This window comes from Massilia sp. CCM 8734, from assembly GCF_011682155.1.
Taxonomy (GTDB): domain Bacteria; phylum Pseudomonadota; class Gammaproteobacteria; order Burkholderiales; family Burkholderiaceae_D; genus Telluria_A; species Telluria_A rubra.
The window spans coordinates 1-13,015 of sequence record NZ_WHJI01000023.1 but is presented as its reverse complement, the minus strand read 5'-3'; the positions used below and the strand labels follow the sequence as shown (position 1 = coordinate 13,015).

At 58.8% G+C, this 13,015-nt stretch carries 23 protein-coding genes; 18 read left to right on the top strand and 5 right to left on the bottom strand.

Features of this window, described 5'->3' with window-relative positions:
• Window positions 1–14: 14 nt before the first annotated feature.
• The gene (locus tag F2P46_RS38285; protein WP_166893596.1) at window positions 15–380 is read left to right on the top strand and encodes an Arc family DNA-binding protein; all 366 of its coding nucleotides are present in this window, start codon (window positions 15–17) and stop codon (window positions 378–380) included.
• Here the strand turns inward: F2P46_RS38285 and F2P46_RS20520 are convergent.
• The 3 genes from F2P46_RS20520 to F2P46_RS20510 all read right to left on the bottom strand — a co-directional run bounded on the left by F2P46_RS20520 (window position 377) and on the right by F2P46_RS20510 (window position 1,866).
• Window positions 377–1,102: an ORF6N domain-containing protein gene (locus F2P46_RS20520; protein ID WP_208296710.1), complete on the bottom strand. Its 726-nt coding sequence runs from the start codon at window positions 1,100–1,102 to the stop codon at window positions 377–379. The genes F2P46_RS38285 and F2P46_RS20520 overlap by 4 nt on opposite strands.
• A complete protein-coding gene (locus F2P46_RS20515; protein WP_166893594.1) occupies window positions 1,099–1,341 on the bottom strand; it encodes a hypothetical protein in 243 nt (80 codons plus the stop codon). The genes F2P46_RS20520 and F2P46_RS20515 overlap by 4 nt, the downstream gene beginning before the upstream one ends.
• A gap of 84 nt (window positions 1,342–1,425) precedes the next feature.
• Window positions 1,426–1,866 (bottom strand): helix-turn-helix transcriptional regulator, encoded by a 441-nt coding sequence (locus tag F2P46_RS20510; protein WP_166893592.1) that lies wholly within the window; start codon window positions 1,864–1,866, stop codon window positions 1,426–1,428.
• Window positions 1,867–1,945: 79 nt separating this feature from the next.
• Between F2P46_RS20510 and F2P46_RS38845 the strand changes: the two genes are divergently transcribed.
• From F2P46_RS38845 to F2P46_RS20465, 9 genes are all read left to right on the top strand, one after another.
• The gene (locus F2P46_RS38845) at window positions 1,946–2,176 is read left to right on the top strand and encodes a Cro/CI family transcriptional regulator (protein WP_166893590.1); all 231 of its coding nucleotides are present in this window, start codon (window positions 1,946–1,948) and stop codon (window positions 2,174–2,176) included.
• Between the two features lie 188 nt (window positions 2,177–2,364).
• Window positions 2,365–3,327 (top strand): hypothetical protein, encoded by a 963-nt coding sequence (locus F2P46_RS20500; protein ID WP_166893588.1) that lies wholly within the window; start codon window positions 2,365–2,367, stop codon window positions 3,325–3,327.
• On the top strand, window positions 3,324–4,829 hold the full coding sequence (locus F2P46_RS20495) for a DEAD/DEAH box helicase family protein (protein WP_166893586.1): 1,506 nt from the start codon (window positions 3,324–3,326) through the stop codon (window positions 4,827–4,829). The genes F2P46_RS20500 and F2P46_RS20495 overlap by 4 nt, the downstream gene beginning before the upstream one ends.
• Window positions 4,826–5,767, top strand: a complete 942-nt coding sequence (locus tag F2P46_RS20490; protein ID WP_166893584.1) for a PriCT-2 domain-containing protein — start codon at window positions 4,826–4,828, stop codon at window positions 5,765–5,767. The genes F2P46_RS20495 and F2P46_RS20490 overlap by 4 nt, the downstream gene beginning before the upstream one ends.
• A gap of 255 nt (window positions 5,768–6,022) precedes the next feature.
• Window positions 6,023–6,247 carry a hypothetical protein gene (locus F2P46_RS20485; protein WP_166893582.1) on the top strand — a complete coding sequence of 75 codons (225 nt, stop codon included), beginning with the start codon at window positions 6,023–6,025 and terminating at the stop codon, window positions 6,245–6,247.
• Window positions 6,244–6,732, top strand: coding sequence for a hypothetical protein (locus F2P46_RS20480; RefSeq protein WP_166893580.1), 489 nt, complete (start codon window positions 6,244–6,246; stop codon window positions 6,730–6,732). Before F2P46_RS20485 ends, F2P46_RS20480 begins: the two co-directional genes overlap by 4 nt.
• A 93-nt stretch (window positions 6,733–6,825) precedes the next feature.
• A complete protein-coding gene (locus F2P46_RS20475) occupies window positions 6,826–7,665 on the top strand; it encodes a hypothetical protein (RefSeq protein ID WP_166893578.1) in 840 nt (279 codons plus the stop codon).
• Complete coding sequence (locus F2P46_RS20470) at window positions 7,662–7,931, top strand: hypothetical protein (RefSeq protein ID WP_166893576.1); 270 nt, start codon at window positions 7,662–7,664, stop codon at window positions 7,929–7,931. The genes F2P46_RS20475 and F2P46_RS20470 overlap by 4 nt, the downstream gene beginning before the upstream one ends.
• Before the next feature lie 108 nt (window positions 7,932–8,039).
• Entirely contained in the window at window positions 8,040–8,978 is a 939-nt protein-coding gene (locus F2P46_RS20465; protein ID WP_208296709.1) for a prohibitin family protein, read from the top strand.
• Between the two features lie 128 nt (window positions 8,979–9,106).
• Here the strand turns inward: F2P46_RS20465 and F2P46_RS20460 are convergent, their stop codons facing one another.
• Together F2P46_RS20460 and F2P46_RS20455 are read right to left on the bottom strand one after the other, a co-directional pair.
• Window positions 9,107–9,526: a type II toxin-antitoxin system HicB family antitoxin gene (locus tag F2P46_RS20460; protein WP_166893574.1), complete on the bottom strand. Its 420-nt coding sequence runs from the start codon at window positions 9,524–9,526 to the stop codon at window positions 9,107–9,109.
• A gap of 136 nt (window positions 9,527–9,662) precedes the next feature.
• Complete coding sequence (locus F2P46_RS20455; RefSeq protein ID WP_166893572.1) at window positions 9,663–9,842, bottom strand: type II toxin-antitoxin system HicA family toxin; 180 nt, start codon at window positions 9,840–9,842, stop codon at window positions 9,663–9,665.
• 101 nt (window positions 9,843–9,943) lie between these two features.
• On the opposite strand from F2P46_RS20455, the gene F2P46_RS20450 reads away from it, so the two are divergent.
• The 8 genes from F2P46_RS20450 to F2P46_RS20415 all read left to right on the top strand — a co-directional run.
• Complete coding sequence (locus F2P46_RS20450; RefSeq protein ID WP_166893570.1) at window positions 9,944–10,102, top strand: hypothetical protein; 159 nt, start codon at window positions 9,944–9,946, stop codon at window positions 10,100–10,102.
• A 191-nt stretch (window positions 10,103–10,293) separates the two neighbouring features.
• Window positions 10,294–10,515, top strand: coding sequence for a DUF2158 domain-containing protein (locus tag F2P46_RS38840; protein WP_166893568.1), 222 nt, complete (start codon window positions 10,294–10,296; stop codon window positions 10,513–10,515).
• A gap of 61 nt (window positions 10,516–10,576) precedes the next feature.
• A complete protein-coding gene (locus F2P46_RS38835) occupies window positions 10,577–10,804 on the top strand; it encodes a DUF2158 domain-containing protein (protein WP_166893566.1) in 228 nt (75 codons plus the stop codon).
• A 7-nt stretch (window positions 10,805–10,811) separates the two neighbouring features.
• Window positions 10,812–10,985 (top strand): hypothetical protein, encoded by a 174-nt coding sequence (locus F2P46_RS20435; RefSeq protein ID WP_166893564.1) that lies wholly within the window; start codon window positions 10,812–10,814, stop codon window positions 10,983–10,985.
• A 24-nt stretch (window positions 10,986–11,009) separates the two neighbouring features.
• Window positions 11,010–11,336 carry a DUF3126 family protein gene (locus tag F2P46_RS20430; RefSeq protein WP_166893562.1) on the top strand — a complete coding sequence of 109 codons (327 nt, stop codon included), beginning with the start codon at window positions 11,010–11,012 and terminating at the stop codon, window positions 11,334–11,336.
• A 2-nt stretch (window positions 11,337–11,338) separates the two neighbouring features.
• Complete coding sequence (locus tag F2P46_RS20425) at window positions 11,339–11,665, top strand: HNH endonuclease signature motif containing protein (RefSeq protein ID WP_166893560.1); 327 nt, start codon at window positions 11,339–11,341, stop codon at window positions 11,663–11,665.
• Window positions 11,666–11,819: 154 nt separating this feature from the next.
• A complete protein-coding gene (locus tag F2P46_RS20420; RefSeq protein ID WP_166893557.1) occupies window positions 11,820–12,290 on the top strand; it encodes a phage terminase small subunit P27 family in 471 nt (156 codons plus the stop codon).
• Window positions 12,235–13,015, top strand: a 781-nt coding sequence (locus tag F2P46_RS20415; RefSeq protein WP_229509374.1) for a terminase large subunit, incomplete at its 3' end; no start/stop codon positions are given. The genes F2P46_RS20420 and F2P46_RS20415, both read left to right, overlap by 56 nt.

The following is a 13,015-nucleotide window of genomic DNA, read 5'->3' as shown; positions in this document are numbered from 1 at the left end:
CATCAAGATGCGACATGGCCAAAAAACCTTACCCCAGCGAAGTTCTTGACCGTTACATAGTCAGGCTTCCGAACGGAATGCGTGACCAGATTGCGCGCGCTGCCGAAAAAAATGGACGCAGCATGAACAGCGAAATTGTGGCTCGGCTTGCATATACGTTCGAAAAAGACCTGACCGACTGGGTTAGCGGCAGTTCAACAGAGCAGCCCGAGGCTGGCAAATACACGGAAATTGCTGACTTGATCGTCCAGCACCTCGAAAGGCGCTTAGTGTTCCAAATGAAGCCGGTAAAGCTATCTGATCCGCATAGCCCGCCTTCTGCTGAAGTCGAAACACCCGTCAAGCCCGCTCGGAAGCGCGTGCACAAGCCCAAGCCCTAACCGACCCGGTCCGGCGGATGGTGCAAGGGCAAGGCGAGCTGTGAGGTAGGACCTGTAACCGCGTTCTTGCGGGCCTGGATCTTCGCGAAGTGCTCTTCTGTGGCTGTGCGCTCGATCAACGGTGCTGATGCCTGCGCAGCTTGTTTCACGCCACCCTTGGTCAGTTCGGAATAATGCTTAGTGCCGGCAGCCTCGTTGTGAATGGAGTGCCCAGTCGAGATTGGCACCTTGTTTCTCACGGAAAGACGATATGCCGCAACGTGCAGAATTTCCTTGTCATCAGCAGTCGCTGGCTCAAGGTCAGGATCGACTTCAAACTGCTTGAAGTAGTGATCCTCGAGTGCTGAGAACGCATCCCATGCCCGATCGGTTTCGATCATCTTTGCATGCCTGGTCGCGCCACGCTCCGTCCACAAAATCAGGGAGCGCGTCTTCGCTGAAATTTGCAACCCTCTTAAAGAAGGTCGCAAATTTTTGAGAGCCCGGCCAGATACCTTGTAGTAGTGCAGCCCCGAGTCAAAACGAAGCGAGTTGCGGGCGAAGTTCTGCTGGATGTGCTTTGCCTCCGTTTCGTACAGCTGCGCCAAGAGCTCTGTCGTGATGACGTTTTGCCCATTCCATTGGATGCGTGGCAGCGCGGCTGCACGTACTTTGAGCGACTGCATGGTGACCTGCGGCCCGGCGGCATCGGCCAGCAAATCGCTTGGTGGGCGGCCGCTCATGCTGCACTTCCGACAAAGGCGGCGAGGTCGCGTGTCGCGTCAGCGGCCAGGCTAACGCAGGTTTCCAGGATCGCACGGCGCTCGACGGCGGGAAGGATATCAATAACGCTGAGAAGGGCAGCAGCTGCGCCAAGACGGCCACCAGCGGCTTTGATCTGCTCGGCAAAGCCGCCGGGGATTGATGCAGGGAGTGCGTTCGCGGGCACTTTGCTAATGCTGGTCGTGCTGTTGATGGTCATGTTCGCCTCAGGTCGATTGGACTGAAACAAACTGTACACAAGAAAATATGGCAAGGCAAGAAAAACTAGCAATTTTTACCTATTTTATTTTTCTAGCTCTCCCCATTCCCAAACATCAAAGGCTTGCAGTTGAGAAAGTATCGCATCCCTTTGACGCTTGGTAGTCAGCATATCAAAGGCCGCGCCAATTAACACAGCCTGAGGTGAAAGCGCTTTCCGACGCCGCTCTCTATCTTCGACCATCCCTTTTTCGATGTCAGTCAGTAAAGTGCTGAGTGACTTGAGCATTTCGTCGCCGAGAGCCGCCACCTTACTAACTGCTGCTCCATAGGTTAGAAATTCAGGAGATGTCTGCAGTGCGTCGGCAACCGCTTGCAGCCGTGATCGCTTAGGAGCAGTGCCGCCTTCTTTCTCCCACTGTTGAACAGTCTGCCAGGCAGAGACGCCGACCTTTTCCGCCAACTCTTTCATTGACATACCGAGTTCTTCACGGCGCTGCTTTATTCGAGTGTGTATGGTATCCATGGCGTGATCGTACACTAGATTAATAGGTGGCGCACGGAAAATGCTATCCAATGCTGGAAATTCTAGTATAGAATGAGGCATGAACGGAATCGACAAAACTATTGCGTACTTCGGCGGCCTTGCATCCGCCGCTCGGGCCCTCGGAGTTGGGCGTTACCAAGTTGTTCAGTCGTGGCGAGCTGTCAACCGTGTTCCGGCTGAGCACTGCACGCGAATCGAAGAACTGACTGGCGGGGAAATCCGCTGCGAAGAACTCAATGATCGGGTTGACTGGGCAGTAGTTAGAAACTCGCACTCGCGCCCCACCTAATCCCACTGCGATAAATATAGCCAACGCCACCGCTCATACGGCGGCGCAAGGCCCCTTTACGCCCAAATTTTGGAGAGCAGCATGAAGACCATCATCAAACGCACCGTCATGCACCTGTACTGCCGCGAGCTGATCAAGGGCTCGACGGTCATCCGCGCGTTCAACCGCTTTGCGCTGTGGAGCGCTTAATGTCGGAAATTTTGACCCTGCCTATTGGCATGATCAGCATCAGCGGCGGAACGCAATCACGCGTCGCGCTCCACCAGGAGACCGTGGACGACTACGCCGAAGTGATCCGCCTCGGCGGTGAGCTGCCTGCTGTGGTGGTCTTCAACGACGGCGAAAGCTCGGGTATGTGGCTCGCCGACGGCTTTCATCGTTTCCACGCGCATCGAGCTGCTGGCGCTGCTGAGATTGTCTGCGATGTGCGCGCCGGGTCGCAGCGCGACGCAATACTGTTTTCTGCGGGCGCCAACGTCGCGCATGGCTTGCGTCGCACGAATGACGACAAGCGCCGGGCCGTCTCGATCCTCCTTGGTGACGAGGAATGGTCGAAGTGGAGCGACCGCGAAATTGCCCGTGTCTGTGGCGTGGGCAATAAATTTGTTGGCGACGTTCGCGCATCGGTCTGTGTTCCGAACACAGATGAATCTCCGGTTCGAGTCGTTGTCCGCAATGGCACAACCTATGAGCAGAACACCGCCAACATTGGGAAGGCTAAAGCTGCGGCGCCAGCGCCAGTATCGAGCGCGGCCGCAGCGCAGTCCCCGGAAACCGCCTCGGCCAGCCCCATGCCTGGAACCGCAAAGCCCACACCTGCACCTGTACAGCCGGAACCGATGGACGTGGAGCCTGCACAGCACGTCGTGACTGAAATCGACGCTTTGCGCGAGCAGGTCGCGGAATTATCAGAAAGCCTGCGCGCTACGCTGGCCGACAACGAAATGATGGGTCGCGTGTTCGACGCGGACGACCAGCTCAAGGCCGCCATGGACGAGGCCGCACGCCAAAAGGCTATCGCTGTCAACGCCGAGCGCACCCTCGCCGCGAAGTCGGGCGAATTTATCGAGCGCGCCAAGGCTGTCACCTACTGGCAGCGCCGCGCAGAGAAAGCAGAGAAGCAACTCGCCCGCCTGGAGACCGCAGCATGACGCCGAACTACGCCAGCACGAAATTCCCAGTGCCCCGCCCATTCCAGACCAGCGCACGCGAAAAGCTGCGCGAAGGCTTCAAGGCCGGCCACCGGTGCCAGATGGTCATGAGCCCGACAGGCTCCGGCAAAACCATCCTGGCTATGTTCTTGACGCACGAAGCGCTTATGCGCGACAAGCGCGTCATCTTCGTGGCCGACCGCCGCACGCTGATTAATCAAACCTCCGAAGTGGCCGACTCCCTCGGGCTGATCCAGCATTCTGTGATGATGGCCGGCCACTGGCGCTTTGACCCTTCTCGCAACTTCCAGATTGCCAGCGCGCAGACACTCGCGCGCCGCTCCTGGCCCGATGCCGACCTGATTATCGTTGACGAGGCACACACCCAGCTCAAGGCAGTGACGGACCATATCCAGACCTGCCGCGCCGCCGTGATCGGGCTGAGCGCCACGCCGTTTAGCGCTGGCCTTGGCAAGCTGTATCACAACCTGGTCAACGCCACCACTATGCGCGACCTGACCGAATCGGGCGTACTGGTTCCAATGCGTGTGATGTCCTGCACGAAAGTCAACATGGAAGGCGCAGCTACAGCTGGTGGAGAATGGACCGACAAGGCGGCGCAGGAACGCGGCATGGAAATCGTCGGCGACGTGGTGCATGAGTGGATCAAGCACGCCGAGGGCCGCAAGACCATCGTTTTCGGCGCCACCATTGCGCACTGCGAAGCGATGGCGCGCGAGTTCAACACAGCCGGCATCATGGCTACCGTGTTCACCGCCGAGACCACCGAAGCTGAGCGCAAGGACATTCTTGCCGACTTTAAGGCAGCGGATACCGCACTACGCGTGCTCATTTCGGTTGAGGCGCTCGCCAAAGGCTTCGACCAACGCGACGTGAGCTGTGTGTGCGACGTACGCCCGCTGCGCAAGTCCCTTTCGACCGCAATCCAGATGTGGGGCCGTGGCCTGCGGGCGTCGCCAGAAACCGGAAAGACGGACCTGCTGTTGCTGGACTTCTCGGGAAACATCGTCCGCTTTGCCGAAGACTTTGAGGTGATCTATCACGAAGGCCTCGACGCCTTGGATATGGGCGAAAAACTCGACAAAACAATCCGCAAGGATGACGAGGAAGAATCAGACCACCCGGCCAACTGCCCACAGTGCCAGTTCGTGCCGTTCCGCAAGCGCTGCATGTCGTGCGGCTTTGAAATCATCAAGGAAAACTTGATCGAGCACGCCGCTGGCGAAATGGTCGAATTCAAGGTGGGCAAGGCTGTAGTCGGCAACAAGTTGGCGGTGTGGGAGCAAGCATGCACCCTGTGCCGGAATCAGGGCAAGCCGGAGACCGCCAAGGGCCGCGCGTTCCACCTGTTTCGCAGCATTACCGGCGCCGAGCCGAAAGGCCTGCCGAGCTTTGACGCAGTGCCAAACGTGCCTATCTCGCGGGCTGTCATGAACAAGGCCAAGGCCAATGCGATTGCTTACCGCGCGGGGCACAAATGACGATGCAGAAAGCAGTCAATGCCTTGTCGTTCGTGCCACCGCACGACCGCGACACATGGGTTCGCATGGGCATGGCGCTCAAGAATGAGTTTGCCGAGGATGGTTTTGACGCCTGGGACTCGTGGAGCCAAGGTGCCGATTCGTATCAAACCAACGCCGCCAAGTCGGTATGGCGCAGCATCAGCCCTGCCGGAAAAATCGGCATCGGCTCACTGTTCCGTGAAGCTGCGGCTAATGGCTGGCGCGACAACGGCGAGCATCGTGGCCCGCTGACAGAAATGGAACTCGCCGAGCATCGCCGCGCGCGCGCCGCGCGTGACGCCGCTACCCTGGCCGAAGAGGACCGCAAACACCTCGCCTATCGCGCTGCTGCCGCCGAAGCACAGAAAATCATCGAGCTGTGCGAACTCAAGACCCACTACTACCTCAACTCCAAAGGCTTGTCCGATACCGTCGCGCTCGTCAATGACGCAACGCTGATCGTGCCGATGCGTAGCTTCGAGACCGGCGCGCTTGCTGGCTTGCAGAGCATCGCCTGGCTGCCGGCAGAACGTCGCTGGGAAAAGAAGATGCAGTTCGGGATGCGCGCCAAGGGATCGGTGCTCAGGCTGGGCAATGCGCGGGCCAAGGAGACGTTTTTGTGCGAGGGGTACGCCACGGGCCTGTCTATCGAGCTTGCGGCCCGCAGGATGCGGCTCAACGCGTCTGTGCTGGTCTGTTTCAGCGATTCCAACGTGGCGCACGTTGCGTCGATGGTTACCGGTTCGGCCTTTGTCATCGCCGACAACGACGTATCCCAGGCCGGCGAGAAAGCGGCCATCAAGACTGGCCTCCCGTACCGCATGAGCGATGTCGTCGGTGAGGACGCGAATGACCTGCACCAGCGCGCCGGCCTGATGACCCTGTGCGCCCTGCTGATGGCGGTTCGCATGAGCTGACTGCGCCTGATGTGAACAGCGCGCCGGTCGGGAAACAACAGCGGCGCGTGGGGAGTGCTCCTACTGTGGGAAAGATTCTGAAACAGGGGCAGATGGCGGCGAAGTTAGCACCATCGGATCGAACGGCTGACGGGTCATAACACTGCGACGGTGATATGTGAAGGCTCAGCTCTAGGAGGGCTGAGTCTGTCCAGCTCGGGTGATGAAGAAGCGTAGGAGCAGTAGGTGCTTGAATTATAGATAGAGGGTGACGTGATGGATCAACAGGTCGAGCGCCCAATACCGGCAAAAATTGAGCAGCGCCTGATGGAGTTACTGAAAATGAAGGAGTTTGATATGCAAGAAGTGAACTGGTGCCGTGCGACGTACTGGGCCCGGCGCGACGATTGGCACGCCATCCTGGTGGCCTGCCACAATGCCGGGCTGGCGCGGATCGCAACCGAAAGCGCAGCTGCACGCGCAGTCGAGGTGCTCCCATGAGCAAGCGCCCGATCCTCACGCTGCGCTGGGCCGGTAAGACCGCACCGGTACCCGACATCCTTTTCGTAGACGTGACCGATAGCGCGGCGCCGCCGGCGCTTAGGCCCGTGCGTGTTGCCACGTTGCCGCCGGCGGTGCGCGCCACCTTGGAACAAGAGCACTACGAAAACGTGGTGCGCCTGCTGGACGGCTGGGCCGATTGGATCAGGACTGGCGAACCGATTGCCGAAGGCGCACCACGGCAGTGCCTGGGCGCCCCAGACGCACGCATCCACAGCTTCGAAGACATGGAGATCGAGGTCAACAAGCGCCTGGTGCGCGAAGTTCACACGGCGGTGTGGGACCTGTGTGTCATCGAGCGCGAATCGGTCATGACGCACTACGGGCTCAAGACACGCGGCGTCTGGCGCGCGGACTTCGCCAAGGTATTCGATCAGGCGATCGACAGCCTGTTCAAGATGCTCAAGGACCGCGTGGCCTGCTGACAGCCAGGCTCGACACCCGCCCGGCAGTATCCGGGCGTGCAGATTTTCAGCATAGCGAGGCGGCGCATTCCGCCATAAAAATTGGAGAGAAAAATGAGTCAAGTCAACGAGTCGGCACCAGCAAGCCAGCGCAGCGAAAAGCCGGCGGTTTCGCTCAAGGTCATGAAGGAACGAGGCATGCCGGGCGTGTCGACGGTAAAGAGCTGGGGCGTCGATCCGCGCCTGGTGCAGTTCGAGCCTGGCTTTAACCGCCCGATCAACCGCGAGCACGTCGAATCGATCAAGGCGTCGCTGCGCGCCGGGCACGAGTTTGACGATATCAAGGTCCGCATCGAGGAGGGCATGATCATCGCCGTGGACGGTCACCACCGGATCACCGCTGCGGTTGAGTGGCTGGCCGAGCCTGGCGTGCGCGAGCCTGATGGCGGCTTCCAGCTGGGTGCCAAGCAGTTCCGTGGCGGCGATGCAGAGCGCGTTATCCACCTGATCACCAGCTCGCAGGGCCTGGGCCTGACGCCGTTGGAGCGCTCCGCGCAGTATCGCAAGCTGGTGGGGTGGGGCTGGACGCCAGCAGCGATTGCCGAGGCGGTGGGCCGGTCGGTGCAGAACGTGAGCGACGCCCTGGTGCTGGCCGACGCAAACAGCGACGTAAAGCTGGCCGTCACCGAGAAGCAGATCAGCGCAAGTAACGCGGCGAAGATCGTTCGCCAGAGCGGCGGGCGCGCCGGCGCCGTCATCGCTGAGCATGTCGAGGCCGCGCGCCTCCAAGGCAAGGCAAAGGCCACGGCCAAGCAGATCGCCGGGAACACGCCCAAGGACTTGGTGTCCGCAATACGGCGGGAGATGGATAGCGGTGGAACGTTCCGCGCAGAAGAGTTGTGCCCGACGTTTGCCGATCTCATCAAATATTTGCGCGGAACGGCGGCAGCATGAAAGACGGAAGCATAGGAGTTGCTTGTGCCGGTGTCGTGCTGATGATTTCCTTGCTGTTTGCTCTACCGTCAACACCGACGCCGACGCCAGCAACCCCTGAGTCACCCCCGCCGACGCCAACCTCGAACCTTCGGTATGAACCGCTCGTCTTTCTGGACCAGATCACCGGATGCGAATACCTGAGCACGCACACGTCGGCCACGCTGGTGCCGCGTGTGGCTGCGGACGGCAAGACGCACATGGGCTGCAAAGCGGCCTCGCCGTGACAGAAGAGAGTGCGGCATGCGCGGCCGAAGAAGGCATCGCTGCCGACGATATGTAGCGTACAGCATCACCGCGCAGCCGCCCCGCGATCCGGGCGGCATAGTAGAAGATTGGAAAATAATATGAGCTTAGTCAATCGTTACAAGGTGCAGTTGCCGGGCGGGCGCCAAGCGCTGAATGCATTTGCTGTCGGGCGCGATGTGGTGCTGGCGCTGGTCGTCCTCATCGTGCTTTCGTCCTTCTGGCCGTTCCGGACCGTGCCAACTGGCTCGCGCGGCGTCATCACGCAGTTCGGCGCCATCAAGGGCATCCAGAACGAGGGCCTGGTCATCCTGGCGCCGTGGGAAAAGCTGGCGCTGTTCAGCGTGCGCGCCGAGGAGGCCAAGATCGAGAACGCCGACGGCAGCACCAGCGACACGCAGCCGGTCAAGGTCAGCATGACCGTGCGCTACAGCATCTCGGTGGCCAGGGTGGCCGAGGTCTACGAGAAGTACAGTCATGACGGCGACCTGTCGTCCTATGTGCAGACAGCGACTCAGGAAGCGTTCAAGGCCGTCACGGCACGCTACACCGCACCGGACCTGATTGCCCAGCGTGCGCGCGTATCCGGCGATATCGCGGCCGCTCTGCGCACAAAGCTTGAGCTGTACGGCGCCCAGGTGATCAACATCGACATGCGAAACTTCGCATTCTCTGATGACTACATGAAGGCGATCAGTGCGAAGGTGACGCAGGAGCAGCTGCGCCTTGGCGCCGAGAACAAGCTCAAGACCGTCGAAGCTGAGCAAAAGCAGAAGGTGGCCATTGCCGAAGCCGAAGCGTCAGCGCTGCGTGCCAAGGCCGACGGTGAAGCATACGCGAACCTGAAAGTGGCAACCGCACAGGCTGATGCGTTGAGGGTGCAAAACTCTGCGCTGGCGCAGAATAAAGACGTGCTCGAGCTGCGCCGCATCGAGGTTGAGCACATGAAGGCTGAGCGCTGGGATGGGAAACTACCGGTCAACATGTATGCTGGTGCACCAATGCCGTTCCTGAACATCGGGAAATAAATTTCCAAAATCCATTGACAGCAGGATACATAACAGTAGAATAGCTGCCATCGGGACTTTTTGCGCCCGGAAATAAAGAAGCCCACTCCTTTCGGTCGTGGGCTTTTTTGCATTTCTGCGGGGACGAATTACGCGAAGCTGATTTCCAGCTTCTTGCCCAATGCTTTCGCGGCCTGTTCCACAAACTCGATTTTCGAAGAATGGTTCAGGTCGAACAATCGGTCAACCTGGGGCGTGTGGACGTTGAGCAGGCGCGCCAGATCGGCTTTGCGGAGCTTCTGCGCATACATCTCGTTCCATAGCAAGACTTTCGCTGTTTCCAGAGCTGGCAAGGACACTACGGCATCGCCGGCATCCGCAGCCGATGGTAATGGAATAGGGCGCCGCTCATCGAAGTAGATCGACAGCGCTACCTCCAGCGCTTCGACGGCATTGATCAGCGCGTCCTCTTTGTCGTCACCGACAGAGTGCGCCTCGGGAAAGTCGGGAAAACCGACCAACAATGTGCCGTTTGTATCTCGCGTGAGGGTGATGGGGTAGTTCAACATATTTTGCCTTTCCGGTTATCTGGTGCGTCTTATACGCGGTAGATCTATACGGGTTGTTGTTACGGATATTTAACGCTTACTGCTTGGTGGTCCATCAATGCATCGAGCCGGGAAGAAAACCCCTTTCGGGGTCTTCTTACTTAAGTCCAAGGTTTTTCTTAATGCTCTCTGCTAGTCCCTTACCAATTTCTTTTGTTCCATGGTCCGGGAAGACTGCTGTTTTGCCATTAAGAGAGACCTTGAAGTGACTGCCCTTCGCCGGGGTAATTTCAGCCCCCTGTTTGAGCAACCACCGCCGGAACTCGCTGTATTTCATAACCCTCCTTTGTTCGTTTCAGTGACTACATAATACAACATATATGTTGTGTTTGCAAGTGCTTCACAACAAATATGTTTTGTTTTCTTGTGCGAGACTCCATGACGCAGACCACCAAGCCCGACGAGCACCTGGTGCGCGAATACATGGACCAGCGCACGCACGCCGAACACGAGCCGCCGCCGAGTATCGAGGAGATACGCCGCCAGCTGGGATGGGGGCTGATCCCGCACAACGATGACAGAGAAGACCAGTCATGAAAATCGCACACGAGCGGGCCTGGCTGATGATCGCCACACAGCCGGTCGGGCTAGAACGATATCTCCAAGAGCGCGCCATGCGGCGGACGTAGACGGCACACGCAAGCGTCTGTAGCAATAGATAAATACCCTTTTTGCATGGAGTAGTCGTCCTATACTGTCTTTTCATCAATAACAATGGAGTGGCAGATATGTCAGATATTGCTAAAGGGAAAGTGGTTCAGCTGATCAGTGGTGGTCCGCAGATGTCAGTAGTTGACGTTTCGGATTACAACGGCAGTGGCAAAGATGATACGGAGAAATGCGTATGGTTCGACGCTAAGAGTGTTAGGTGCGAAGACGTATTTGATGTAGCCGTGCTGAAGGTGTATGAGCCGCCATCCAGTGCCTCGATGCGGGTAACTAGGAGTTGAGGCCAAGTACCATTAATAATTTGAGCCGCCTTCGGGCGGTTTTTTATTGGGCGGAATCGTTATGAATCACCAGATTTTTAGCATAGACCAGTTGATTGCGTGCTATGCACCGCCGAACCTTCGCTCGGTGATGCCAGGCAATAAGGTAATGCTCCGTTCTGGCGGACCAGAAATGACCGTGTGCGATACAAACGCTCAAGGTCAAGCAGTTTGCCAATGGATGGGTGCCGATGGCCTCACTCGCTCTGTGTTCGATTTGGAATGCCTCACTTGTTACGGCGCACGCTGAATTCACTATGACCAAGCACACCGTTATCTGCACCCTCACCGTCCACCGTGCATGGTGGGTGCTGCCCTACCTGAACACGCTCGCCTTCATGTGCGCACTGACTGGCCTGGAGCCGGACCTGCGAAAGGTGAACCGCATGATCGAGAAGGGCGTGACGCTCAAGGCCACGCCTGTCCGCTGATCACCACCATCGAAGGAATAGACCATGAGACTCGCAGCCGACCCGCAGCACCCCGACTACGATGCCGTTATGCTCCCGGCCAACGTATACCTGAACGGCGAATACTTGGGCCACTGCATCTTTGCAGATGAAGATTCCGGCGAGGCAGTCTGCGCCGCGCTGAACAGTGACGGCAGCATCTACCTGGTCGATGACGAGTTTGCTACCGAGGTGATGTGCGGACACATCCGCATCGAGAAGCGGACCACACCCGGCGCTGCGGGCTTCGATGCATGGATGCGTGAGCGCACCGGGGCAGCACACGCCGCATACATGGCGCGGCACAGCGCCGGCGGCCAGGCATACGCATAACGATGGCCTGGTCGAAGCTTTCCCGGCAAGAGCGCGGCTACGGCGCAGCATGGGACCGAGTCCGCAAGGTAGTGATGCAGCGGGACGGCGGCCTGTGCCAGGTATGCCTCAAGGCGGGCCGCTACGGCGTCATCGCGTACGCAGTCGACCACGTGGTCAGCAAGGCCAAGTGCGCGGCGCTGCGATGGTCTGACGTACGCACAGATGCCCCGAGCAACCTGCAGGCGATCTGTGCACCGTGCCATGAGGTGAAGACCGAAGCCGAGCAGGGGAAGACCAAGCGGCCGGTGGTGACAATCGGCCCGGACGGCTGGCCCATCTCAGAATAATGTATCACCAGAAACATTCTTACGCAACAACATTCCCCGTAGAAATGTTGTCATGAGGGCATCCCCAAACTTCGGGGGCTTGAGCCACACAGGACCGCGCTCACCCTCGATACGCACACCCGCGAATTGAGACTTTTTTTCTGGAATCGAAATCATGGCCGGACGACGCCCGACGCCAACCGCATTGAAGTTGGTAAAAGGCAATCCCGGAAAGCGAGGGTTGCCGAAAAATGAGTCCAAGCCGAAGCGCGAAATTCCATCGTGCCCAGCTCACCTCGACGATAGTGGCAAAGTTGCTTGGGGCCGCCTATCCGTTCTGCTTGATCGAATGGGCGTGCTGACGGAAGCGGACAGTTTCGCGCTTGAGCGCCTGGTCGACTGCTACACAGACATTTTGGAGTGCCGTTTGCTAATCGCGCGCGACGGCCGCACCTACACAACAACAACGATGCAGGGAGACGCCCTCATCAAGGGAAACCCAGCCGTCAATCAACTCCGCGCTGCCGATGCGCAGTTCAAGTCTTACCTGGTGGAGTTCGGCCTGACCCCAGCCGCCCGTTCGAAAGTGCATGCCACACCAGATGAAGACGACAAAAAAGACCCGCTCGCCGAGTTCTTCGGATGATGCGGTAACGGAGTACGCGCAATCGGTTGTTGACGGCGTGCGGGTTGCCGGACCAGACGTACGCGCCCAGTGCGCGCGCCATCTTGCCGACTTGGCGGAGGGCCCCAAGCGCGGTTTGGTCTGGAATCTTGCGGAATCGAACAAGGCCCAGCGCTTTTACCGGAACGTGCTGAAACTGAACGGCGGCGACTTCGAAGGCGTGCCGTTCGAGCTGCTGCCGTGGCAAAAATTCGTAGTCGGTTCGCTGTTCGGATGGCATGGCGGTGACGGCTATCGGCGCTTTCGAGTGGCGTACGTCGAGACCGCGAAGGGCTCCGGAAAATCGCCGCTTGCGGCTGGCATTGGAATGAAGGGGCTTGTCGCAGATGGGGAGCCGCGAGCTGAGATTTACAGCGCCGCGACGAAAAAAGACCAGGCGATGATCCTGTTCCGGGATGCTGTGGCCATGTGCGACCAGTCTCCGGAGCTCACAAAGCGGATCACCAAGAGCGGCACGGGGGAGAAAGCCTGGAATATGGCCTATCTCGCTCAGGGCGCGTTCTTCCGGCCGATCAGTAGCGACGATGGCCAGTCGGGCCCACGACCGCACATCGCACTGGTTGACGAGCTGCATGAGCACCGGACAAATACCGTTGTAGAGATGCTGCGCGCCGGCACCAAGTCAAGGCGCCAGGCGATGATCTTCATGATTACCAACGCCGGCAGCGGGCGCAACGGTCCGTGCT